A 24,516-nucleotide genomic window follows, 5' to 3' on the forward strand; every position below is an offset into this window, starting at 1 on the left:
TCACGCCAACCCCACCCGGTGCGAAACCGCCACAGGACCCCGTTGAACTGATCCCGCACCCGACGCGGCAACGGCCCCGTGGCCGCCACCGGCACCTGCGGCTCGATCAACGCCCACCCGGCACCGGTCAGATCAAAACGCGCCACACCCGCGTTCTACCAGCCCCGACCAGCACACCACCGGACCCGACCAAGATCCAAACCTTAAACAGCTCCTAGGAACCGGACACGGGGCGAGCGCAGGGGGCGGGTGCAGGTTCCTCGCGGCCGGGTGTGGCGGTGGTGGTGCATCCTCGTACTCGTGATCGACGAGTTCGCAAAAGAGTACCTCCACAACGACCTGCGGGAGATCCGTGAGGTGATGCTCCGGAAGCTCGACGGGCTGTCCGAGTACGACGTGCGCCGTCCCCTGACCTCGACCGGCACCAACCTGCTCGGTCTGGTCAAGCACCTGGCGGTGTCGGAGTCGCGGTACTTCGGCGAGGTCTTCGGACGTCCGTTCCCCGAACCCCTCCCCCGGTGGGACGACCTCGAACAGCGCGGTACCGACCTGTGGGTGACCGAGCACGAGACACGTGACGAGGTGATCGGCCGCTACCGGCGCGTCTGGGCCCACTCCGACTCGACCATCGCCGCCCTCGCCGTCGACTCGCCCGGCCACGTGCCCTGGTGGCCACGGCCGGACGTGATGCTGTTCACCGTCCTGGTCCACATGCTCACGGAGACCAACCGGCACGCCGGGCACGCCGACATCCTGCGCGAACAGGTCGACGGTGCGATCGAGGTGGCCGCCGAGGGCACGGGACGTGATGCGGCGTTCTGGGAGAACCGGCGGGCGACGATCGAGCAGGCGGCCAGGGCAGCCGATCCCACCACGTCCTGACGGGTCCGCCCGGCCGCCGGTCACACCGCCTGAAGTGCGAGGTTGACGTCTTCGCAGCCGGGTACTCACCGGGCGGCGGCCAACCGATGATCGGACGGGCCCACGTGTGGAGAGGGGTGTCGTGGCGGGTTCCGGTGCCGTGGCCTACACCAGTGTCGGTGTCGCCACCCTGTTGGCGGCCCTGCTCCCCCGGGTGCTGGGCCGGCTGCCGGTCTCGATGCCCATGGTGTTCCTGGCCGCAGGCACGCTGGCGTTCACGGTCATCGACTCGTTGCCCGATCCCGATCCCGTCGAGCACGGGTCCCTGACGCTGCACCTGACCGAGCTGTGCGTGATCATCTCCCTGATGGGCGCGGGGCTCGCGCTCAACCGGCCGGTCGGCCTGCGCCGCTGGTCGAGCACGTGGCGGCTGCTGGCCATCACGATGCCCCTGTCCGTGCTCGCCATCGCGGTGCTGGGCTGGGGCGTGCTCGGGTGGGGTGTGGCCTCGGCGGTGCTGCTCGCGGCGGTGGTGGCCCCGACCGACCCGGTGCTCGCCGGTGAGGTCCAGGTCGCCGAGCCGGCGGAGAACCCGGACGACCCCGAGTCGGGCGAGGACGAGGCGCGGTTCGCGCTGACGTCCGAGGCCGGGCTCAACGACGGCTTGGCGTTCCCGTTCACCTACGCCGCCGTCGCCATCAGCATCGTGGGCGCGGCCCCGGACGAGTGGCTGCCGCACTGGCTCGCCGTGGACGTGGTGTGGCGGCTGGCCGCCGGTCTCCTGGTCGGGCTGGCCGCCGGCTGGGGGCTGCGCAAGCTGTTCTTCGCCGCGCCGTCGGAGAAGTTCCGCCTGGCCGAGCACGCGGAGGGCTTCGTCGCGCTCGCCGCGACGTTCCTCGCCTACGGCCTCACCGAGTTGGTGGGCGGGTACGGCTTCATCGCGGTGTTCGTGTGCGCCTGCACGATCAGGGCGGGCGAGCGGTCCCACGGGTACCACCGCGTGCTGCACCAGTACGTCGAGCAGATCGAGCGGATGCTCACGGTATTGATCATCTTCCTGCTCGGCGGCGCGGCGGTCACCGGGCTGCTGGCGGGCACCGGGTGGCGGGAAGTGCTGGTGGCGCTGGTCATCCTCCTCGTCGTCCGGCCGGTGACCGGTCTTGTCGCGTTGGCGCGCGGGAAAACGGGGCCGCGTGAGCGGTTCGTGATCTCGTTCTTCGGTGTGCGGGGTGTCGGCTCGCTGTTCTACGTCGCGTATGCGGTGCAGGCCGGGCAGTTCGCCGATCCGGAGGGGATTTGGCGTGTGGTCGGGCTGGTCGTGATCGGCTCCATCGTGCTCCACGGCATCACCGCGACCCCGGCCATCAGGCTTTTGGATCGCCTGCGGCTCCGCGCGGCCCGGGACCGGCACGGCGATCCGGACCAGGCACCGCAGACCCCGGTGTGACCGGCTCGACCGTTCTGCCTTTCAAGGTTCACCTCAGGTTCGTTGCAGGTCGTCCGGCCACAGTGGGTCGGGTTCCATCCTGTTCCGACGAGTGAGGGGGAATCTCGTGAAGGAGTTCGTTCGGAAGTCGAGCATGGCTGCGGCGATCGCGGGTGCGGTGATCATGGTGGTGACATCGGTGCCGGCGGCCCAGGCGCAACCGTCCGATGACGTCTCCATCGCGGCGTGCCGGTCGTTGAGCGTCTCCAAGCCGGTTCGCTCGGGTTCCGAGGTCCGGGCCAGGGTCCGGGCGGGGGCGTGCTCCTCGTCCACGTGGGTGACCTCGGGCATGTTCCGCGACGGAGCCCGCTTCGACAGCTACTCGCAGTACGGCGACGTCGACGTCTACCTGCGCGTCCCGTGCAAGGTGGGCCAGCACGAGTACAGGGCCACGATCAGTGCGAACGGCATCACCGCCGCGCACGCCACTTACATCACTTGCTGAAATCCCATCAGCGCCGGATTCCGGTGGGTTCCGCACCGCGCGGTGAGGAACCCACCGGGCCGTGCTGCACCCGCAAGAGATCGGCTGCTTCAGATGGGCGGCGGCCTCGTAATGAGACGGTGGGCGACCTCCGATCGTCACCGGGACATTCCTGTCCTCCCGGCGGGAGATTTCCTGCTGCGGTTCGACTCTGCGTCGTTTTCCGGTCGGAGCACGTCACCTGGAAGGCTCATCCCCTGAAGCCGCCACTGTGTTTGAATGGCCGCCAGGGCCGACGGGTGGGGATCTGCGGTCCGGTGTGACCGAGGGGTGTTCGCGGGGGGATCCACGAACGCCCGCCAGGCGTGCCCGCCAGGACCGGTGACCTCAGTTCCGGTGACCGCAGCGGCGGTGCGAACGCGCTTGGTGACAACGGCGCGGGGGGAATTGCGTGAACAAGGGGAAAGCACGTCTGTTCTGGTCTGCCACCTCGTTGGTGGCGCTGGTGTCGGCCGGGCTCGTGCCCGTGCCGGCTGCGGGTGCCGCGACCCACGCGGGTGCCAGGCAGGCCGCACCACCGTCACCGAGGTGCACCCAGGTGTCGGCCGCGCCGACGACGGCCGCCCTGACCGCCCAGGCCCCCGAGGGCAGACCGGTCCTCGCCGACCAGGCCGCCGGCGCGTACTCCGCCCCGGAGACCCCGCGACGGATGATCCCCGGCGACGAGCACCGGGTGCGGGTGGGCGTCACCAACACGACGGCACAGCCGCTGGTGGCGGGCCGGCACGTGCTGTCCTACCGCTGGACGCTGCCCAACGGCACCGACGCCACGGCCGGGACCCGGCTGGACACCGCCTTCCCGGCGGACCTCGCACCCGGCGCGAACGTGGCGCTGGACGCGCGGGTGAAGGCGCCGACCCTCGCCGACATCGGCAACGAGCGCGAGCAGTTCGCCCTGCACTGGGACGTTTACGACACCAGCACCCGCAAGTGGCTGTCCGACACGGCCGGCGTGCCCGCGCTCGACCTCGACGTCCGCGTGGAGAAGCCGACCTCCGACCAGCTCGGCCTGGAGCAGTTCTACTCCTACGCCGGGGTGCCGACCGGCGCGGGCGGGAACCTGTCGGTCAACCAGTTCTCCGGCAACGCGGTGTGGAACTACGACGTGCTGACCAACCCCAGCCAGGGGCTGGCCGGGTTCCTGCGCCTGTCCTACAACTCCTCCGACACCTCGGACGCCTACGCCGGGTACGGCTGGTCGGTCACCGCGTCGACGCTGAACCGCCTGGGCACGCCGCTGGAGTTCGGCGGGCTGCTGCCGGGCCTGCTCGGGTGGCCGACCTCGGTGACCCTGGTGGACGGCGACGGCACCGGCCACGAGTTCGAGCTGGACAAGCACGACAGCGGCGACAGCCGGCGGTGGACCTACGACTCCCCCGCCGGCGTGCACCTGTACCTGCAACACCTGCCGGGCGGCCCGGACGACCGGCGGTGGGTGTTCACCACGCCGGAGCGGACGCAGTTCTTCTTCGACGCGCAGGGCTACCACACGTCCACTGTGGACAAGAGCGGCAACGCGATGTCGTTCACCTACGAGCGGGCGCTGCTGGGCAACCGCAACACCGGCGTGCTCAAGCACGTCACCGACGCCACCGGTCGGCGCGTGCTGTCGCTGGACTACTACCAGCGCGGGGACGTCTTCTCCTACATCGTGGGCGGCCGGAAGCTGACCGGCACCGACCTGGACAACCTGTTCATCGTCAACAAGCTCAAGTCGGTCACCGACGTCTCCGGCCGGGTGGTGGCCTTCACCTACACGGACAAGGGCCACCTCGGCGAGGTGGTCGACGGATTGGGCAACCCGGACGCCAAGCCGTTCACGTTCTTCTACGACGAGGACAGCGCCAAGCTGCTGTCCACAGTGGACCCGAACGGTGGCACCACCCGGATCGACTACTTCACCGCAGCCGGCGATGCGCTGCGGAAGTGGAACGTCCGCACGGTCACCGACCGGCGCGGTGCGGCGTCGAGCCTGGACTACACCGACGCGGACGGTGACAGCGGCTCGAAGGTCGACTCCACGCTGGTCGACGGCAACGGGCACACCACCCGAACTTCGCTGGACGGCTACGGCCGGACCGAGCGGCTGGTCAACGCCCGGAACGAGACCACGCGGCTCACCTGGGACGCCGACAACAACGTCATCCGGCTGGTGGAGAACAACGGGGCGACGCAGACCTGGTCCTACGACCAGAAGACCGGCTTCCCGCTGGAGATCCGGGACGGCGAGGCGAACCGCACCGGCGGGCCGGCGACCCGCCTGGGCTACCGCACCGAGCTGGACGGGCACGTCGCCGACCTGGTGGAGAAGGTCACGCCCGAGGGCCGCAAGTGGGTCTTCACCTACGACGACAAGGGCAACCTGGTCGCCGTCACCGACCCGAAGGGCACCGCGACCCCCGACCAGAACGACTACACGTCCCGGTACTCCTACGACGGTTTCGGTCACCTGATCAAGCAGACCGACGCCAACGGCCACACCACCACCTACGGCGACTACGACGCCAACGGCTTCCCGAGGCTGATCACCGACGCGCTCAACTGCACCACGGCCTACCGGTACGACGACGTCGGCAACGTCACCTCGGTCACCGACCAGCGCGGCAAGACCAGCACCTACACCTACGACGTCTTCAAGCGCCCGCTGGACTCCCGGGTGCCGAAGGACCAGGCGGCCGGCGTGCACATCGTCACGCCCGGTCCGCGCTACGACCGCAACGACAACGTGGTGACCAGCACAGCGGCCAACGGCGCGGTGACGCGCATGGTCTACGACGAGATGGACCAGCAGGTCGGCGTGTACGCGCCGAAGGACGACGCCGGGAGCCCGGAGAAGCTGACCGCGTTCGCCTACGACGCGGTGGGCAACCTGATCCGGCAGACCGAGCCGAAGGGCGTGCTCACCACCCAGGACCCGGACGACTTCGCCTACCGGTTCACCTACGACGAGGTCGACCAGCTGGTGCGGTCCGAGGACGGCCACGGCAACGTGATCAGCGTCGAGTACGACGACGTCGGCAACGTGGTGGAGGAGGTCGACGCCCGCAAGAACAAGACGCCCGACCCGGACGACTACACCACGCGCTACACCTTCGACGCCAACCACCAGGTGACCGGGACGGTCGACGCCGACGGCCACTCGACCAGGACCCGCTACGACCTCGACGGCAACGTGGTCGCCAACGCCGACGAGCAGGGCCGGGAAACGCTCATCACGCTGGACGAGCGCGCGTTGCAGGTCGAGGTCCGCTCGCCGCACGGCGACGACGGCGGAACGATCCGGTACTTCACCACCCGCTACGAGTACGACCAGGTCGGCAACCTGACCCGCACGGTCAACCCGCGCGGCGTGGACACGCCGGACAAGCCGGACGACTTCGTCGCCGAGACCGTCTACGACGAGCTGAACCGGGTCCGCGAGGAGGTCCTGCCCTTCGACCCGGACGACCCCGAGCACAAGACGCCGGTCAGCACGATCCGCACGTACAACGAGGCGGGCGACCCCGTCGAGATCAGCGCACCGCCGTCGCACGGCGAGTCGGTCCGCAACGTCACCAGGCAGACGTACTACGACAACGGTTGGCTGCGCACGTCCACCGACCCGTGGGACATCAAGACCGCCTACGACTACAGCGCCACCGGGCAGCAGGCCAACCGCACGGTGACCAGCGCCGGCGGCGGGGCACAGCGCGTGGAGACCTGGGAGTACTTCCCGGACGGCAAGCTCAGGAAGCGCTCGGACGAGGGCGTGCCGGTCGGCCGCAGCGTCGTCGTGGTCGACAACGCCGACCGCGCCCGGACCCGGGCGAAGGGCGAGTGGCGCGACGAGCAGTCCGCGAAGGGCTTCCAGGGCACCGCCTACCGCACCACCGAGGCCGACGACGCCACGTTCGACTGGAGCGCCGCCGTCCCCACCGACGGCACCTACGAGGTGCTGGTGCGCCAGCCCGGTGCCACCGCCACGGACGCCACGTACACCGTGGAGCACGACGGCGGCAAGAGCACCGCGCGGGTGGACCAGAGCCGGCGGGCCGGCGAGTGGACCAGCCTCGGCAAGTACGCCATGTCGGCGGGCCCGGTGCGCACCATCACCCTGTCCGGCAAGGCCGACGGCACCGTCGCGGCCGACGCCGTGCAGCTCGTGCGCGACAACAGCGCGGACGCCGACGACGAGAAGAAGGTCTTCGAGCACCGCTACGACGCCAACGACAACCTGGTCGAGCTGACCGACTCCACGCCGAACTCCCCCGTCGACGCCTACCGGATCGCCTACAACGGCGTGAACATGGCCGAGAAGGTCGAGGAGCTCAAGAACGGCGCGGTCAAGCACACCACCGACTACCGCTACGACGAGAACGACAACCTGACGTCCGCCAAGTTCGACGCCAGGTCCTCGCTCTACGAGTACAACGCGCGGGACCTGGTCGCCAAGGTCACCAACAAGAAGGACGACGCCGACCAGGGCAAGGTGAACTCGTTCACCTACACCGAGCGCGGCCACATCGCCAGGCACGTCAAGAGCAACGGCAACACCGTCGACTACACCTACTACCACGACGGCCTGCTGCGCCGGCAGTTGGAGAAGAAGAAGGACAGCGACCAGGTCGTCGTGGAGCACAACCTGGAGTACGACGCCAACTCCAACAAGGTCCGCGACGACGGCCGCAAGCAGAACGCCGACAACCACGGCGCGACCATCAACGCCGACGCCACCTACACCTACGACCCGCGCGACCGGGTGCGCAAGGTGACCAAGAAGGGCGGCGAGGGCGACCGCACCGAGGAGTACAAGCACGACGACAACGGCAACGTGTGGGACCAGCGGGTCGACGGCGTGCACACCGCGTTCGACTACGACCGCAACCGCCTGGTCTCCTCCACCGCGAACGGGCAGCGCGCGGACTACGAGTACGACGCGTTCGGCCGGCTGCACCAGGTGCGGCAGGGCGGCAAGCAGGTCGAGAAGTACACCTACGACGGTTTCGACCGCAAGGTGGAGCACGTCAAGGGCGAGGGCGCGGGGTCGAAGACGACCAAGTACACCTACGACCCGCTGGACCGGCAGCAGACCCGGGCGGAGGGCGACAAGACCACCGCGTTCCACTACCTCGGGCTGTCCGACCAGGTGCTGACCGAGGACGAGGACGGCAAGCTGCGCAAGTCCTACCAGTACTCCAACGACGGCGAGCTGCTCGCCCAGGTCAAGTACGGCGACGACGGCAAGGAGGAGGACTCGGTCTACGGGTTCAACCCGCACTCCGACGTCGAGCAGGTCACCGACGACAAGGGCGACACCAAGTCCACCTACGGCTACACCGCCTACGGCAAGGACGACGAGAAGGAGTTCTCCGGCGCGGACAAGCCGGACCAGGCCGACCCGGACAAGCCGGAGGAGAACTCCTACCGGTTCAACACCACCCGGCACGACAAGAGCACCGGCACCTACGACATGGGGTTCCGGGACTACTCGCCGGGCCTCAACCGGTTCCTCACCCTGGACCTGTACAACGGGGCGCTCGCCGACCTGGGCATGACCACCGACCCGTGGACCAACAACCGGTACGCCTTCGGCGCGGGCAACCCCCTGTCGCAGGTGGAGATCGACGGCCACGGGTGGCTGGACGACGCGGCCGACTGGGTCAAGGACAACGCCAAGGACCTCGGCCACACCGCGCTCGACGTGGCGGGGGTGATCCCGGGCGTCGGCGAGGCCGCCGACCTGGCGAACGCGGCCTGGTACGCCGCAGAGGGCGACCACGCGAACGCGGCGCTGTCCGCCGCCGCCGCGGTTCCCTTCGCCGGGTGGGGCGCGACGGCGGTCAAGGCCGGGAAGTACGCGGTCAAGGGCGCGGAGGCGGCCCAGGGCGCGGCGAAGGCGTCGGGCGCGGGGCAGAGCGCGGCCAAGACCGCGAGCAAGGCGGCGGACGCGGGGTCGAACGGCGCGAAAGCGGCCCCCGCCCCGAAACCAGCGCCCAAGGCCGGGAGCGCGAGCGGCGGCAAGCCGTCGGGCGGCGGTGGCGGCAAGGCCGGCGGCACGGCGTCGAGCGGGAAGAAGGCGTCCGGTGGCGGCTCGGGCGGCGGCAAGGCCGCGAACGGCGGCGGCACCAGCGCCACCAAGACCGCCGACGGCGGTAGCGGGGGTGGTCGCGGCGGCGGCTCCGGCGGCGGCAAGGGCGGTGGCCCGGCGGGTGCGGCCGGCGGTGGCGACGGCAAGGTCCGGGTGTTCCACTACACGGACAAGAAGAGCTTCGGCGGCATCACCTCGGGCAAGGACCTGACCTTCAAGTCGTCGAGCCCCAAGAAGGGCAACCCGCACGGCGTCTACGTCACCAACAAGTCGCCCGGCGAGGTCGACCTCGGTAAGATCGGGATGGTCAACTCGAAGGCGACGCACGTGATCGACTTCATGGTCGACCAGCACAAGATCCGACCGCTGCGCGGTGGTCGCGGGTCGTACGTGCAGTACAGCCCCACCGACCTGACCGTGCCGAGGTCGGACGTCCGCTACGCCGGGACCAGGGCCGGATGGAGTCCGTGACGTGGAACTGACCGGGTTCGACACCCACCTGCTGAGCTTCCGCGTGCGGGTCTGGGGCGTCCGGGAGTTCGTCGACCGGATCGCCGCGCGCTGGCCGGACCTGCTGGTCTCGGTCAGCGCCGACCAGGACGCCGGCTACGCGCCGTGGCGGTCCGGCGGGATCGTGCTGGGCGACCCGGAGGGCGAGGTCTACCTGGTCCGCGACGAGCCGATGCGGCGGTCGCAGGAGCAGTCCGGCTACGTCGTGGACGCGGCGGGCGAGAGCCCGATCGCGCTGTACTACCACCGCGCCGCGACCGAGGTGGCGGTCCGGGTGGTGGAAGAGTGGCCCACGGGCGCGGAAGGTCGGCCGGGGACCGACACGTACCCGGCCGAGGTGGTGTCCGGCGAGACCTTCGCGGTCACGCTGGTCACCGCGGCCGACCCGGCCGAGAGCGACTTCGCCCGAGAGGTCCTCGACCTCCTCAAGGACTGCCTGCGCACGACGCGCTGAGCGGCCGACGGGCGTGCCGGGCGTCTCCCGCCGGGCACAGTCATCGAGGCCCCGGCTGGGGACGACCCGGCCGGGATGGGCACGGCCGGTCGGGCACGGCCGGGATCCCGGCCGTCATCGAGCACGACCGGAACAACACAGGGGGTCAGCATGAAACGGGGCATTCTCACCGGACTGGGAGCCGTCGTCCTGGCGGCGGCCACCGCCGTGACCGTGGTCGCGCCGGCGTCGGCGGCGCAGCGGCTGCCGCTGTCCGGCTTCGGCGACATCGCGGTGGACAGCGCGCACCAGCGGGTGTTCATCTCGGGCGGGGCGTCGTCCAACGGCATCGTGGTCACCGACTTCTCCGGTCGGGTCCGCGCGACCGTCGCGAACCAGCCCGGCGCGGACGGGTTGCAGCTCAGCGCGGACGGCACCCGGCTGTACGTGGCGCTGTCGGCGGGCGACGGCATCTCGGTGCTCGACACCACGACCCTGGCCGAGACGACCCGGTACCCGACGGGCGCGGGCACCTGCCCCACGCACCTGGCCCGCACCGGCGAGGTGGTGTGGTTCGGCTACGGCTGCGTCGACGGCAACTGGTCGGGCAAGATCGGCCGGCTCGACCCGGCCGCCGCCCAGCCCGTGCAGGGCGAGCAGCAGGGCGCGGCCCGGTTCCAGCGGGCTCCGCTGCTGGCGTCCTCGGAGGCCGCGACCGGCCCGCTGGTGGCCGGGCAGCTCGCGCTGAGCCAGTCGTCCGTGCAGGTCTACACCGTGTCCGGTGGTGCGTTGACGGCGGGCGCGACCACCGACGCGGTCGGGGCCGGCCTGACCGACCTCGACGTCACCCCGGACGGGGCGACGCTGTTCAGCGCGGCCGGGTCACGTGACCGGGTGGAGGCGTTCGCCACGGCCGACCTGGCACGTCGAGGCGCGTACGCGACGCGTCCGCGTCCCACGGCGGTCGCGCTGTCCCCCAACGCCACGCACGTGGCAACGGGCGCGCTCACCACCGACAGCAACGACGTCCTGGTCTACGAGGTGGGCGGTGCCACCCCGGTGCGCACCTTCGCCCTGGACAGCGGTGAGACCGTCCAACCGCGCGGCCTGGCCTGGTCGGAGGACCGGCGCACGCTGTTCGTGGTGACCCGCCACGACAACGACGCCGAACCGCGCCTGGAGATCGGACGCCGCCCGATCGACTGACCGATCCCGCAGCGGGCACCGCCCACCCGGCGACCGGGCGTCCACGCCGACCGGTGGGACGCCCGGTCGTCGGCGAGTCGGACCGGCAGGTGGTCGATCACCGGGTGGCGGTCTCGATGTGGGCGAGGTGGGCGGCGAGGACCTCTTCGAACGCCGCCTCGCGGTCGGCTCCGAGGCGGAACAGTTCCACGCCCCGGTCGTGCTCCTCCGGGGCGAGGATGTCGACCCGGCGTCGGCGGCGATCAGCGCGGCCATGAGAACCGCTCGGTGGGCGGTCGACGCGGTGCCCGCCCTGGGGAAGACGGAAGGGCGCCTGTCGTGAGAAATCCGCTGGACCCGGCGAAGCCGGGCGCCGCCGTCGAGAACGTCCACCGCGCCGGGATGCCGGACCTGTTCGCCGAGCTGAGGGACCGCGACGTGCTGTTCGCCGGGGAGGTCGTCCGCCCGTCGACGCTGGTGGAGACGCAACGCACCGTCCGCGTCGTCTCCCAGGAGGGCAAGGTCATCGACTACGGGCTGGACCTGTACCCGATGGAGACGCCCGGCGGCACCCCACCCGCTCGACGCAGCGCTCGCGGCTCTGTACGGCGCGATGTCGGGATGACCGGTCGGAGGAAGCCACGCCCGCTACTCAGCGCTACGTTGCGAGGGGTGGCGACGCGAGTGGGAGGGCCGGGAATGCCGTGGGGTGAGCAGGCGCAGGCAGCGCGGTGGGCGGGCACGGCCTCGGCGACCCCGGGCCTGCTCGCCTTCACCGGCGCGATCGGGTCGGCCGAACCGCACGCGCACGCCGCCGTGCAGGTCCTCCTGGTGTCCGACGGCGAGGTGGTGCTGACCGACCGGCACGGCCACCGGTGCCGGGCGGAGGCCGCGATCATCCCGGCCGGGGTCCGGCACGGCCTGCGGGCCTCCCCCGGTGCCCGGGGCCTGCTGGCCTACCTCGACCCGGCCCACCCCGCCGCGCGCGCGGCCTGTGCCCGCATCGCCACGGCCGGCGACGCGAGCACCGTGAGCACCTGGCAGATCGCCGCCCGGCCGCTGGCCGCCGCCGTCCACGGCCCGGCGACCCTGCCGGACGTGCTGGGCTCGATCGGGCCGGTCGCGGACCCGACCGGGTTCCCCCGCGTGCTGGCCCGCGCGCTGGAGGCGGTCCCCCAGCTCATCGGCGGGCCGCTGCTGTTGGGCGAGCTGGCCGCCCGGATCGGGGTGTCGGCCAGCCGGCTGGGGCACCTGTTCGCCGAGCACCTGCGGCTGCCGTTCCCGGCCTGGCGGCGCTGGGCCCGCCTGCTGCACTCGATCGAGGCGGTGCGCGGCGGTGCCACGCTCACCGAGGCCGCGCACGCCGCCGGCTTCGCCGACAGCTCCCACCTGACCCGCGTCTGCCACGAGATGTTCGGCCTGGCCCCCTCCCACCTGGTGCACCTCGTGCGCCCGACCGCCTGCCTCCCGACGGGCCCGCGATCGCAGTCCAGCGGATCCATCCAAGCCCGATAGGATCGGTGTCCGCGACGCTGGTGCCCATGCTGAAGCCTGTCGTCCGCTACGGCTACGTGCCGTTCATGCTGCTCGGCGTCAACGGTGTCGCCATCGCCCTGGCCGCCTCCGGTGCCTCCAAGCTGTGGCTGGTGGGCCTGCTGCCGGCCGCGATCGGCTGCTCGTTCGCCGCCGAACGGCTCCTGCCCTACGAGGCGGAGTGGAACAGCCCGTCCGGGGACGGCGGCCGTGACGTCGCCCATGCCGGCGTCAACGAGCTGCTGCTGCTCGTCAGCGTGGGTGTCATCCCGGTGCTGGCGGCCACCGTCACCGTCGCCGACCTGTGGCCGCACTCGTGGCCGTTCGTGTTCCAGGTGCTGGCTGCGGTGCTGATCGCCGACCTGGGCATCACGATGGTCCACTACGCCAGCCACAAGATCGGCGTGCTGTGGCGCTTCCACGCCGTCCACCACTCGATCAAGCGCTTCTACGGCTTCAACGGTCTGATGAAGCACCCCCTGCACCAGACGCTGGAGACCAGCGCCGGCGTCGCCCCGCTCATCCTCATCGGCCTGCCGGTCGACGTGGCGTCCGCGCTGGCCCTCGCCGTCGCCGTGCAGTTGCTGCTCCAGCACTCCAACGCCGACTACCGCGTCGGGGCGCTGAAGTACGTGCTCGCGCTCAACGAGGGTCACCGCTTCCACCACCTGAAGTGGGCCGGCGTCGGCGACGTGAACTTCGGGCTGTTCACCCTCACGTGGGACCACCTGCTCGGCACCTTCTCCTACGACCCGGCGCGGCGCTTCACCTCCGACCAACTGGGGATGGCCGCGAAACCCGACTACCCCACCGCGTACCTGGCCCAGCTCGCCGAACCCTTCCGCGCCTCCGGTGCCTGCGAGACGAAACCCGCCGAGCAGGCCGACCGGAAGCGGGCGGCGAGGTGACCACGCGTCGCGGAGCGTGCCGGCCGCTCAGTCGCCGCGCAGAGCTGTCGAGACTTCCTTCGCCCACAGCCACGGCTTGTCGCGGTACTGCGTGCCGTCGCTCTCGCCGGAGCGGTGGTACTCCCAGCCGAAGACGCCCCCGAAACCGGGGCACTCCTGTTCCACCGCCGCGATCACCTTCTTGAGATCGGCCAGGCCGACGTACCCGGCACCTTCGCAGTGGTCGCGCTGCGTCACCACGCCGGCCACGATCTTGTCGGCCGGGATTCCACTGTCCCGGACCACCCCCAGGTAGTCGTCCTTCGTGGACATGGAACCCCAGCCGCAGTAGAACTGCGCGTGGAACCGTGCGATCTTGCTGCCGTGCGAGCGGTACAGGTCCCGGTACTTCACGTACGACAGTCCACCCTTGTCCTCGATCAGCTCGGTCGCACCGGGTGCCAGGGAGATCGGGAACCCGGGGCCGAAGTCCTGCCAGAGCTGGTCGATCACCTTCCCGACCGCCTGGGTGGGGTCTTTCATCTTCCTGCCCTCGGTCTCGATGTCGAGGTCGACACCGTCGAAGTGGTACTTGGCCAGGAAGTCCCGGAGCAGCGGGTAGTAGCGGCCGAAGTCCTTCTCCAGCCGGGTGAAGGTCCCTTCGGCGGCCCCTCCGACGAACGCGTGCACCTTCATCCGCTGGGCACTCCGGTTGGCCTGGATCTGCTCCACCTCCTCCCACATCGGCTTGAACTGGTCCGCTTCGGGCACGGTGTCGTTGATGGTGAGCGGGGTGTGCTTCTCTTTGTCGCTGTCGAGGTCGTTGAGGTGGACGGCGCCGAGGTTGAGGTCGGTGACCCCGGCGTCGTTGGTCACGAGGGCCAGCGGCGAGACCAGGTGTTCGGCCTTGCCGTCCTTCACGAAGTGGGTCTGGTAGTACAGGGTGGTGTGCTTGGCGTTCGTCATGGCCGTCGGATTCGCCCGGTGGCGGGCGCGGTACCGCATCCGCATCAGGGCCACCCGGTGCAGCTACCGCAGTGTCGCCCGGCCGGATGAACGCCGACGAGCGCTGCCGCAGTGCTAGCGTGCACACGTGGAGATCGTCACCGGCCCGGGGATCGTGTCGAAACCCGCGAGCCACTACGTGGGCATCCGGGTCGTCACGCCGTTCCGGGGCATGTTCGCCGTCCGCGACGAGCTGATGGACGAGCTCTACGCCTGGCTGGACGAGCGCGGCGTGCCCGACGTCGGCCCTCTGTTCTTCCGGCTGCACGTGATCGACATGGACGGCCCGATGGACGTCGAGGTCGGAGCCGTCGTCCCTGACCCGCTCGACGGCGACGACCGCGTGCGCGCGGGCGTCCTGCCGGCGGGCCGGTACGCCTCACTCACCTACGTCAACCACGCCCGTCGCGCCAACCGCGCGCTGGTCGAATGGGTCAGGGACAACGGCATCAAGCCCGACAGGTGGAACGAGTCCGCCGGCGACCACTTCGCGTGCCGGTACGAGGCGTACCTCACCGACCCCCGAACCGAACGCATGAAGACCAAGTGGCGCGTCGAGCTGAACATCCTCCTCGCCGACGACAGCGCCTGAGCGACTGCCATCCCTCTGTGGTGCACCCGATGGCGGGTTCTCCGCTCAGGACGGTCCGAGGCGGGGGCGGCTGATCAGGTACCGGCACATCCGCTCCACCGCGTCGACCACGCGGTCCCGGTCCAACGCGGTGAAGCAGAGCCGGTAGTAGCCCGGTGTGGAGCAGCTCAGCTCGGTGCCGGTCAACAGCTTCACGCCCGCGTGGTCGGCGATGTCGTTGGCCAGGTACGTCTCCGGGTCCCAGGAACGGCCGTCGCCGAACAGGATCGGGGTCGACGTCGCGGCGGCCGGTCCGTCGTCGGCCGGTCCGTCGTCGGGTGGGACGGCCAGGAACTCCCGCAGGTCCAGCCAGAAGAACTGGGTGGAATTGGAGTCGGGGCGGTGCACGTACCGGATGGCGTGCACGTCCAGCACGCGCGCGACCGCTTCGAACGACTCGGTGAGCCGGCGCCGGTAGAGCCTCATCACGCGTTCCCAGAAGGTGTGGTCCTCCGCAGCCAGCACGCTTTCGGTGAAGAAGTGCTTGAGCGAGTCGTACGGGCTGAACCAGCCCAACGAGTTCCGCCGGTTCGCGCGGTCGCCGAGCATCGCCCGGTGCACCCACGGCGACCGTGAGATCAGAAAGCCGGCGCGGAAACCGGACAGCCCGAAGTCCTTGGCGAACCCCCACACCACGTGCACCCGGTCGGGCGCGGCGGCCGTGGCCTCCAGTGCCAGGGCGCTGGCGAACGGCACGGGCGTGGCCTCCAACTGCGAGTGGCAGTACATCTCGTCGGAGATGATGTGCAGGTCGGTGCTGCCGAGTGCCCACTCGTAGACGGATTCGAGCAGCGCCGGGTCGTAGTTGTAGCCGAGGGGGTTGTGCGGGTTGGTGAGCACCAGCAGTTTGGCGTCGGGGTTCTCGCGGTAGGCGGTCTTGAGGTCGTCGAGGGTCGGCTGGAACGTGTCCCGGTCGGCCAGGTGCACCGGTCGGCACTTCAGGCCCGCTTGCTGGTCGAAGCACCAGTAGAACCCCTGCCAGAACGGCGCGGGCAGGAGCACCGAGCTGCCTCGCGGCACCGGCCCGCCCTCCAGTTGCAGACCCGCCGCGATGGACGCCAGCGCGCCCGACACCCCGGCCGCGCCGAACACGTCGTCTTGCGAGATCGGAGCGCCGAGGCTGCGCCCGAGGCGGTCGGCCACCGCCTTGCGCAACCCCGGCGTGCCGATCCCGGGGAAGTACCGGGTGTTGCGCTCGGGCAACGGGGGCAGCCGGGCGAACACGGCCTCGCGCAACTCCGGGTACACCAGCACGTTCTCCGCGACCGACAGGTCGTCCGGCCCTGATATCCCCTGTCCGGCGAGCAGCTCGCGGAACAGCACCGACCGCTGCTCCTCGTCCGGCACGCGCGCGAGCGCTTCGCGGTCGACCGAGGACAACGCCGCGAGTGCCGCTGTGAGGTCCTGCCGTCCAGTCATGATCACCTCTCGGTCGGGGCGGCTGCGACCGGCGGATCCCGGCCCGATTCCCCGGCCATGGAAGCAAACCGGACGCCCCATCCCCGGCCGCCGATCGACGTCCACCCGGTCGGGACGGCGAAGTCGCCCTACGGTTCACTCCCGTGACAACCGGTCACCGTCGTCGGTCTCTCGGTGCCGACCACCGCGTCGGACGGGGATGTCCGCAGTTCTCGCGCTGACCGAGCACGTCACCGCGCAGCTGGGCAGACTGGCAGTCCCGGAAGGTCACCGCGGAGGGTTGGATGACGGGACCCGGTCAGGCCGTTCACCGCACGATCGTCGTGGTGGACGTGGAGGGGTTCGGCGACCCGCTCCGGACGCTGCCCCACCAGGTGGGAACCCGGTCGGCGCTGTACCGGTTGGTGGTCGGCGGCCTGCGCGCGGCGGGGGTGGCGTGGGAGGGGAGCTACCACGAGGACCGGGGTGACGGCCTGTTCGCGTTGATCCCGCCGGAGTACGTCAAGGCACCGCTCGTGCAGGTGCTGACGGGAGCACTGGCGGATGCGTTGCGAGAGCACAACGATCGCTGTCCGTCCGCCCAGCGCATCCGGTTGCGGATGCTCGACCAGCCGCCGACCCGGTCGCACCCGGCAGCGGTGTTGCGGTGCCGCGACAACTGCCCGGGGCACCGGCAGCGTTCGTCGGGCGCGAGCAGCACCTCTCCGCCCTGGACCACACGCTGACGCCCGTCGACGGCGAGCCTGCGGGCACGGCCGTGATCACCGCGCTGGGCGGGGCCGGCGGGATCGGCAAGGCATGGTTGGCACTGCACTGGGCCCATCGCCACGCCGACCACTTCCCGGACGGGCAACTGTTCGTGGACCTGCGCGGCTTCCACCACGACGGGCACCCCCTCGACCCTGCGGTAGCGGTGCGGGGCTTCCTCGACGCGCTGGGTGTGGCACCCGGCCGACTGCCGGCGGACCTTCCCGCCCAGGCCGCGCTGTACCGGCTGCTCGTGTAGGTGAACGTGGTCAGGAGTGTGCAGGCCCACAGCATGTCGGTCGGCACCCCGATGTCGTACTCCCGCCCGTCGCGGCAGCTCGCGTTGAGCCGGTAGTTCACGTAGGTGTAGCCGGCGGGGACTTCGCGGGACCACGTCTCCGGGACTCGGAGCTGCGCAGAGGTCGAAGCTGCGCCGGGTGGCACGGAATCGGCGTGCGCGACGGCCGGCGTGCAGAGGGCGGTTGTGAGCAGTGCCGCGACGACGATGCCGAACAGCTTCTTCATCCGTCCCACCCTCGCCGTGGCCGATGAACCGTCCGACCAGCTGAGCACGGGCCGCCGCAGGCCCGGCATCCTCCAGGGGGTGGCGGACCCGGCGATTGTTGTTCGACCGGGTGGCCGCGATGGCGTGATCCGCTGTCGATCACGGCGTGCTCGCCGACAGGTCCAACCACATGATGCGGAGGCCGACCATTCCCTCGACGGGGTGGTGGAAGGCTCCGGGGGCGGTGCCGAGGGTGGTGAAGCCCAGGCTTTCGTAGAGGTGGATGGCGCTGGTGTTGGTGTCCACGACGGCGTTGAACTGGATGGCCGCGAACCGCTCCCGCCGCGCCCACGTGATCATGTCGGTGACGAGGGCACGGCCGACTCCCGCGCCTCGTGCGTGCTTGGCGACCATCAGGCTGCCGGACGCGATGTGGTTTCCCGGGCCAGGGCGGTTGGCGTACATGTTCGCGGTGCCCAGTACTCGGGTGGGGTCGGCGGCGACGACTGTTCGGGCCGGGGCGGGCAGGAGCCAGAGTTGCTTGGCTTCGCGCTCGCTCATGGTCGGGTTGTAGGCGAAGGTCTGCTGTTCGGTGACGACATCTCTGACGATCGGCCAGATCTGGGGCCAGTCGTCGTCCTGTGCTTCGCGGATGGTGCAGGCGTTCCGGGCGCGGGTGGGCGGTTGGCTGCCTACGGGTTCGTCTTTCTGTGGCTGCACGTCCTCACCCTGCTGGCCGGTGGCCGGCGTGCGCAACTGCGTTACTCGACCCCAACCACGGCCTACTGCTTCTGCCTGGTTTCAATTCGGCGCAGGAACAGGATGACGGCCGGGACCACCACTGCGGCCAGCAGCACCCACTTCAGCCATGACACGCCGGCGCGCGCCTCGACGTAGCCGCCGAGGACTCCGGCCACCACGGCGGCCAGCACGAAACCCAGTATTGCCAGCGTCGTCTTCACGCGGTCCGTCATCTGTCCTCCCCTGGGTGGTGTCAGTCGAATACCCGCTTCCCGATCACGTAGAACGTGCCGGCGATCGCACCCAGCGCGGCACCCGCCCCGGCACCGACGCCCGTTCCGGTGCCGCACCCCACGGGGCCGAAGATGCAGGCACCGAGGCCGACGCCGCTGCCGAGAGCCGCGCCGCCCTGGGCCCAGTCGCCGACCACGCCGAGGTCGTCCTCGAAGTCCGAGTGGCTGTAGGCACCGGTGGGGTCGCTGTTGTTGACCGGGTCGTTCTGCCCGTACGCGTAGGGGTTGCGCTCCAGGCCGGTCGGGTCGGGCTGGGTGAACCGGCCCCACGCCGGGTTGTAGTACCGGTAGCCCAGGAGCAGCTCGCCGCGTTGGAGTTCGTACTGGCCCAGGTAGCGCAGGCGGTTGGCGTCTGCGGCCGGGCCGGTCGCGGTGGATTTGCCGTACGGCGTGTAGGTGTAGGTCGCCGCGAGGTTCCCGGCGGTGTCGACCAGGCCGAGGACGCTGCCCTGGTGGTCGGTGACGGCGTTGTACCGGGCACCGCTGCCGGTGCGCACGGTGATCGGCGTGCCGCGCGGGTCACGGCTGTAGGTGGTGGTGGCGCCGTTCTCCTTCACCCACATCGCGCCCAGCGCCGTCTGACCGAACACGTGGGTGGCGGTGGTGGCCCCGACCTTCTCGGTGATCGAGCGCGGCTGGGTCTGGTCCAGGCTGTCGTAGCCCGCCCGGTACACCTCGGTACCGCCGCTGGTCGCGGTCAGAAGCTGGTTGGTGGCGCTGTAGGTGTAGGTCTCCGACGGGGAAGTGCGACTGGTCGGGTTGCCTGCGGCGTCGAAGCCGACCGATGACGGTCCGGCCTGTGTGAACTGGTCTGCGTCGTTGACGGTGAAGGCGGTGCCCGCCAGGGTGGTCAGGTTGTCGGCCAGGTCGTGCGCGAAGGTGTCCGCACCTGCCTTCGTCAACCGCCGCAACGGGTCGTACTCGAACGCGGTGGTGGTCCCGGCGACGGTCTTGGACTGCACCAGGTCGCTGTCCCCGCCGCCTGCGGGCGTGTAGCTGTAGGTGGCCTTGAACGTCTCCGTGCCGGCGGGGTTCTTGACCGTGATGCCCGTCTGCCGGCCGGAGTTGTCGTAGGCGGTGGTCTGGGTGCCGGCACCGGGCCAGGTGGTCGACGTGCGGCGGTCGGCGTCGTCGTAGCCGAACGTGGTGTCCTGCACGCCGGGGTCGGTCAGCTTGATCAGCCGGTTGGCTGCGTCGTAGAAGAACAGCAGCGGTTGGCCGGTCTCGCTGGTCCAGACGTTGTCCAGGTTGCCCGCGTCGTCGTAGTCGTAGGTGACGTGCTCGCTGTTCCCGCCCTGGCTGCGTTCGGCGGTGCGGACCTGGTTGAACGCCGGGTACCGGTCCCAGGAGTAGTAAGTGCTCCAGGTCGGCGCGGCCTTGCGGATCAGGTTGCCCTGGTGGTCGTACCAGAACTCCATCAGGGTCGCGTCGCCACTGCTGTCGTCGGTCACCCGGACGACGCGGTCGAACGCGTCGTAGTCGTAGCCGATCTTGTGCCCTCGGCCGTCGGTCACCTGCACGATGCGGGAGAGCGAGTCGTAGCTGTACCTGGTCTGCCCCATCGGGGCGGGCGGTGTGACCGAGGTCAGGTTGCCCGCCGCGTCGTAGCCGAAGGACGTGGTCTTGCCGTTGCCGTTGCGCGCGGTGGCCAGCGTTCCCTTGGGAGAGTTGTACGTGCGCACGTCGAGGTCGGCGTTGAGCGCGGGAGAGCGGACCTTGGTGAGGTTGCCCGCCGTGTCGTACTCACGGGTCACCTCCCGGCCTGCCGGGTCCTTGAAAGACGTCGGCGAGTGCGGGTGCGCGGTGCTGGTGTAGCCGATGGTGTTCGTGGCACCGGTGGGCAGCTTGGTGCCGATCAGGTTGTCGAGCGAGTCGTAGGTGTTCTCGCTCTGGTTGCTCAACCCGTCGGTGGTCGTCTGGACGTCGTTGTTGGCGGTCCACGTCCGGGACTGCTCGTGCCCGAGCGGGTCGACCGCCTTGGTCTGCCTGCCTTCGGCGTCGAAGTGGTGGGTGCTCGCGTACTGTTTCGGGTCGACCACGACGGTGGCGTTCGCCTGGTAGGTGAACGTGGTGTGCAGCGGGCCCGCGCTGTTGGGCACCGAGACCTTGGTGACGCGGTCCTGGGCGTCGTAGGTGAAGCGGTAGGCGTTGCCGGAGGGATCGGTGGTGGACACCAGGTTCCACGCCGAGTCCCACTCCAGCGTGACCGTGTTGCCCTGCCTGTCGACGAAGGAGGTCATCCGACCATCGGTGTCGTAGGTGTAGCGGCCGACGTCCGTGCCGGTCGGGTCCACGATCTTCGTGATCAGCCCGTTGCCGTCGCTGGTGACCGTGGTGACCCGGCCTTGGGAGTCGGTGATCGAGGCCAGCGTGCCGTTGCCGTGGTAGTGGTAGGTGTTGGCGTTGCCGTTGCGGTCGGTCTGCGAGGTGAGCCAGCCGGACGCGGTGAACCGCCACTCGTCCTCGGAGGAGTCGAAGGTCAGCGTGAACGTCCCGTCGGGCTCCTTGCGCAGGTCGGCGTCCATCCCGCTGGGCGCGGTGTAGCTGCCGCCCGCTGCGGGTGTGTAGGTGGCGCAGTAGTTGCTGGGCCCGTGCAGGACGACGTCGTTGCCGGAGAAGGCGAGGCCGACGTCGGCACCCACGGACATGGTGGTGCCCAACCCGAACGAACCCCGGGTGGGCACCAGGTTGTTGTAGACGTGGCTGATCGCCAGGTGCTGCCCGGTGCCGCGCAGCGTGAAGTCGTCCTGGGTGACGACCAGGTTGCCGCTGGAGAGGTTGACCAGGATCTCCATCCGGTCGCTGACCCGGAACCGCTGCAACGGGTAGAACGGGCGCAGGCCGGTCCGGTTGCCGCAGTCGGCCAACCCCGTCGCACCCACCTGCCGCTGCGCCGACCCGGCCCGGTCACGCCACGCGCTGCCCGGTGGTGCGCCGCCTGCGGCGGTCCGGTTCACCTCCGGAGGTGCCTGCCACGCCTGGGAGGTCCCGGCAGGTCCGTCCCCGGCCGGTCCGTTTCCGGTCTGCGCGGTCACCTGCGGGGCGGCGACCGCCGCGAGCACGCTCGCGGCGAGCACGGCGACCGCTGTCGACGCCCAGGCGCGGTGACGGGTGCGGACGATTCCGGGCATGTGCACGACCCCCCATGGCGGGGCGCGTCCCGTGAGTGCACCCCCGGCACTCCGACGCCCCGACCGGGAATGACGCTACGCAGGGATTTGCGATGCCGGCCAGTACCGTTGCGGCAAATCCCTCGATCAGCTCAATGGTGCCGTCCAGCGTCGGAGAGGGCCCTGTCCCACCGGCCGACTCGTGTCCGCGCTTTCGGGCATCGTGGGAGGGCAAGTGCCAGTGCGGTCATGGCCGCCGGACCGGGCGGGTGGGACGCGCGCGGTCCGGCCGAGGGAGGACGACAGTGGTGCCGAGCTGGACGGCCGCGATGATCGGCCCGGATCAGGACTTCGCCGGGGCGCCGTTGCTGCGCAAGGAGTTCACGTTGGACAGGGGGAACGAGCAGGTGGTCCGCGCCGAGCTGCACGCCACCGCGCGCGGGGTGTTCACCGCCCGGGTCGACGGGACGCCGGTCGGCGACGACGTGCTGGCGCCGGGTTGGTCCAGCTACGAGTGGCGACTGCGGTACCGCACCTACGACGTGACCGGGTTGCTGCGCGCCGCCGGACCCACCGCCGTGCTCGGGGTGGAGCTGGCCAACGGGTGGTTCCGGGGTCGGCTCGGCGACACCGGCCGGCGCGCGCTCTACGGGGACGAGCTGGGGGTGCTGGCCCAACTGGAGATCACCTACGACGACGGCCACCGGCAGACCGTGGTCACCGACGAGTCGTGGCGGTCGGGGCCGTCCGCCGTGCTCGCCAACGACCTCTACGACGGCCAGACCGTCGACGCGCGGCTGGTCGACGACTCCTGGCAGCGGCCCGGTTTCAGCAACGCGGGCTGGGTCGGCGTGCACGTCCAGGACTTCCGGCACGAGGTGCTGGTGCCGCGCCTGGGTCCGCCGGTCGTCCGCCACGAGGAGGTCCGGCCGGTGCGGGTGTGGACCTCGCCCGCCGGGCGGACGCTGGTCGACTTCGGCCAGAACCTGGTGGGCTGGATGCGGTTCGCGGTGCGCGGCGAGGCCGGTGCGACGATCGCGGTCCGGCACGCCGAGGTGGTGGAGGGCGGCGAGATCGTCACCCGCACGCTGCGCGGCGCGCAGGCCACCGACCGGTTCGTGCTCTCCGGCGGCGACGACCGGTTCGAGCCCACCGCGACCTTCCACGGCTTCCGGTACGCCGAGGTGACCGGTTGGCCCGGTGAGCTGACCGAGGACTCGGTGGTCGCCGTGGTGGTGCACTCGGACCTGCGCCGCACCGGCACGTTCGAGTGCAGCGACCCGGCGCTGAACCAGCTGCACCGCAACGTGGTGTGGAGTGCGCGGGGCAACGCGCTGGACCTGCCGACGGACTGCCCGCAGCGCGCCGAGCGGTTGGGGTGGACCGGTGACATCGCACTGTTCGCGCCGACCGCCGCGTTCCTGTTCGACGTGCGGGGTTTCCTGCGCGACTGGCTCGCCGACCTGGCCGCCGAGCAGTCCCGGGCGGCGGGACGGGTGCCGTTCGTGGTGCCGGACGTGCTGAAGTACCTGAACGTGCCGGGGTGGCCGGAGCAGGAGAGCACGGCCGTGTGGGGCGACGCGGCGGTGTGGGTGCCGGACGCGTTGTGGTGGGCCTACGGCGATCCGGTGGTGTTGGCCGAGGCGTTCGACTCGATGGCCGCCCACGTGCGCCGAGTGGAGTCGTTGCTGTCGGACACCGGGTTGTGGGACAGGGGTTTCCAGTTCGGCGACTGGCTGGACCCGACCGCGCCGCCGGAGAACCCGTTGCTGGCCAAGGCCGATCCCGGTGTCGTCGCCACGGCGTGCCTGTACCGCAGCGCGCGGGCGGTCGCCGACGCCGCCCGGGTGCTGGAACGCGCCGACGATGCCGCCCACTTCGCGGCGTTGGCCGACCGCACCCGTGCCGCCTTTACCGAGCACTACGTGCGCGAGGACGGCACGGTGCACAGCGACGCGGTGACCGTCTACGCCCTGGCGATCTGCTTCGGCCTGCTGGACGAGCCGGTGCGGCAGCGCGCCGGGGACCGGTTGGCGGCGTTGGTCGCGGACAACGGCCACCGGATCGCCACCGGGTTCGCCGGCACCCCGTTCGTCACCGAGGCGCTGACCCGGACCGGCCACCTGGACGACGCCTACCGGCTGCTGCTGCAACGCGAGCGCCCGTCGTGGCTCTACGCCGTCGACATGGGCGCGACGACGGTGTGGGAGCGCTGGGACGCGTTGCTGCCCGACGGCTCGGTCAACCCCGGTGACATGGTCAGCTTCAACCACTACGCGTTCGGCGCGGTGGCGGACTGGGTGCACCGGACGGTGGGTGGCATCGCCCCGGCCGCACCGGGTTACCGCGCGGTCCGGGTGGCGCCGCGCCCCGGCGGCAGCATCACGTGGGCGCGCACCGCGCTGGACACCGTGCACGGCCGGGTCGCGGTGGACTGGGAGGTCACGCCGGACGGGCGGTTCGCGGCCGAGGTGACCGTGCCCGCCGGCGTCACCGCCGAACTGGACCTGCCCGGTGTGCCGGTGCACGAGGTCGGCGACGGCACCCACCGGTTCACGAGCACCGACCCGGTGTTCCCGGCCCGGTAGCCGGGCGCGCGGTCGACCTGCGGTCCAGGTG

The 24,516-nt window shown here is 70.7% G+C and carries 17 protein-coding genes; 12 read left to right on the forward strand and 5 right to left on the reverse strand.

Annotation, left to right across the window (positions count from 1 at the left end):
- Positions 1 to 300 precede the first annotated feature (300 nt).
- The 8 genes from AB0I60_RS20140 to AB0I60_RS20175 all read left to right on the forward strand — a co-directional run bounded on the left by AB0I60_RS20140 (position 301) and on the right by AB0I60_RS20175 (position 13,467).
- A complete protein-coding gene (locus AB0I60_RS20140; RefSeq protein WP_360731876.1) occupies positions 301 to 882 on the forward strand; it encodes a DinB family protein in 582 nt (193 codons plus the stop codon).
- Between the two features lie 139 nt (positions 883 to 1,021).
- A complete protein-coding gene (locus AB0I60_RS20145) occupies positions 1,022 to 2,308 on the forward strand; it encodes a cation:proton antiporter (protein WP_360731878.1) in 1,287 nt (428 codons plus the stop codon).
- Between the two features lie 106 nt (positions 2,309 to 2,414).
- Positions 2,415 to 2,792, forward strand: a complete 378-nt coding sequence (locus tag AB0I60_RS20150) for a hypothetical protein (protein WP_360731879.1) — start codon at positions 2,415 to 2,417, stop codon at positions 2,790 to 2,792.
- A gap of 430 nt (positions 2,793 to 3,222) precedes the next feature.
- Complete coding sequence (locus tag AB0I60_RS20155) at positions 3,223 to 9,369, forward strand: RHS repeat-associated core domain-containing protein (protein ID WP_360731881.1); 6,147 nt, start codon at positions 3,223 to 3,225, stop codon at positions 9,367 to 9,369.
- Between the two features lies 1 nt (position 9,370).
- A complete protein-coding gene (locus tag AB0I60_RS20160; protein WP_360731883.1) occupies positions 9,371 to 9,862 on the forward strand; it encodes a hypothetical protein in 492 nt (163 codons plus the stop codon).
- Between the two features lie 150 nt (positions 9,863 to 10,012).
- A complete protein-coding gene (locus AB0I60_RS20165) occupies positions 10,013 to 11,047 on the forward strand; it encodes a hypothetical protein (protein ID WP_360731885.1) in 1,035 nt (344 codons plus the stop codon).
- 318 nt (positions 11,048 to 11,365) lie between these two features.
- Positions 11,366 to 12,541 (forward strand): helix-turn-helix transcriptional regulator, encoded by a 1,176-nt coding sequence (locus AB0I60_RS20170; protein WP_360731887.1) that lies wholly within the window; start codon positions 11,366 to 11,368, stop codon positions 12,539 to 12,541.
- Between the two features lie 26 nt (positions 12,542 to 12,567).
- The gene (locus AB0I60_RS20175; protein ID WP_360731889.1) at positions 12,568 to 13,467 is read left to right on the forward strand and encodes a sterol desaturase family protein; all 900 of its coding nucleotides are present in this window, start codon (positions 12,568 to 12,570) and stop codon (positions 13,465 to 13,467) included.
- A gap of 27 nt (positions 13,468 to 13,494) precedes the next feature.
- Here AB0I60_RS20175 and AB0I60_RS20180 read toward each other — a convergent pair whose 3' ends face one another.
- Positions 13,495 to 14,412: a glycosyl hydrolase family 18 protein gene (locus AB0I60_RS20180; protein WP_360731891.1), complete on the reverse strand. Its 918-nt coding sequence runs from the start codon at positions 14,410 to 14,412 to the stop codon at positions 13,495 to 13,497.
- A 127-nt stretch (positions 14,413 to 14,539) separates the two neighbouring features.
- Here AB0I60_RS20180 and AB0I60_RS20185 point away from each other — a divergent pair, with 127 nt between their 5' ends.
- Positions 14,540 to 15,043 carry a GyrI-like domain-containing protein gene (locus tag AB0I60_RS20185; RefSeq protein ID WP_360731893.1) on the forward strand — a complete coding sequence of 168 codons (504 nt, stop codon included), beginning with the start codon at positions 14,540 to 14,542 and terminating at the stop codon, positions 15,041 to 15,043.
- A 45-nt stretch (positions 15,044 to 15,088) separates the two neighbouring features.
- Here AB0I60_RS20185 and AB0I60_RS20190 read toward each other — a convergent pair whose 3' ends face one another.
- A complete protein-coding gene (locus tag AB0I60_RS20190; protein ID WP_360731894.1) occupies positions 15,089 to 16,501 on the reverse strand; it encodes a pyridoxal phosphate-dependent aminotransferase in 1,413 nt (470 codons plus the stop codon).
- A 284-nt stretch (positions 16,502 to 16,785) separates the two neighbouring features.
- On the opposite strand from AB0I60_RS20190, the gene AB0I60_RS20195 reads away from it, so the two are divergent.
- The gene (locus tag AB0I60_RS20195) at positions 16,786 to 17,226 is read left to right on the forward strand and encodes a hypothetical protein (RefSeq protein WP_360731896.1); all 441 of its coding nucleotides are present in this window, start codon (positions 16,786 to 16,788) and stop codon (positions 17,224 to 17,226) included.
- A gap of 32 nt (positions 17,227 to 17,258) precedes the next feature.
- On the forward strand, positions 17,259 to 17,507 hold the full coding sequence (locus AB0I60_RS20200; protein WP_360731898.1) for a hypothetical protein: 249 nt from the start codon (positions 17,259 to 17,261) through the stop codon (positions 17,505 to 17,507).
- 405 nt (positions 17,508 to 17,912) lie between these two features.
- Here the strand turns inward: AB0I60_RS20200 and AB0I60_RS20205 are convergent, their stop codons facing one another.
- From AB0I60_RS20205 to AB0I60_RS20215, 3 genes are read right to left on the reverse strand one after another with little or no spacing between them, the layout of a single operon-like run.
- Entirely contained in the window at positions 17,913 to 18,509 is a 597-nt protein-coding gene (locus tag AB0I60_RS20205; protein WP_360731899.1) for a GNAT family N-acetyltransferase, read from the reverse strand.
- Positions 18,510 to 18,535: 26 nt separating this feature from the next.
- Complete coding sequence (locus AB0I60_RS20210; protein WP_360731900.1) at positions 18,536 to 18,727, reverse strand: hypothetical protein; 192 nt, start codon at positions 18,725 to 18,727, stop codon at positions 18,536 to 18,538.
- 20 nt (positions 18,728 to 18,747) lie between these two features.
- Positions 18,748 to 21,918 (reverse strand): RHS repeat-associated core domain-containing protein, encoded by a 3,171-nt coding sequence (locus AB0I60_RS20215; protein ID WP_360731902.1) that lies wholly within the window; start codon positions 21,916 to 21,918, stop codon positions 18,748 to 18,750.
- A gap of 287 nt (positions 21,919 to 22,205) precedes the next feature.
- On the opposite strand from AB0I60_RS20215, the gene AB0I60_RS20220 reads away from it, so the two are divergent.
- Positions 22,206 to 24,485 carry a family 78 glycoside hydrolase catalytic domain gene (locus AB0I60_RS20220; protein WP_360731903.1) on the forward strand — a complete coding sequence of 760 codons (2,280 nt, stop codon included), beginning with the start codon at positions 22,206 to 22,208 and terminating at the stop codon, positions 24,483 to 24,485.
- Positions 24,486 to 24,516: the final 31 nt, after the last annotated feature.

Source organism: Actinosynnema sp. NPDC050436, from assembly GCF_040655415.1.
In the GTDB taxonomy this organism is placed as follows: Bacteria; Actinomycetota; Actinomycetes; order Mycobacteriales; family Pseudonocardiaceae; genus Actinosynnema.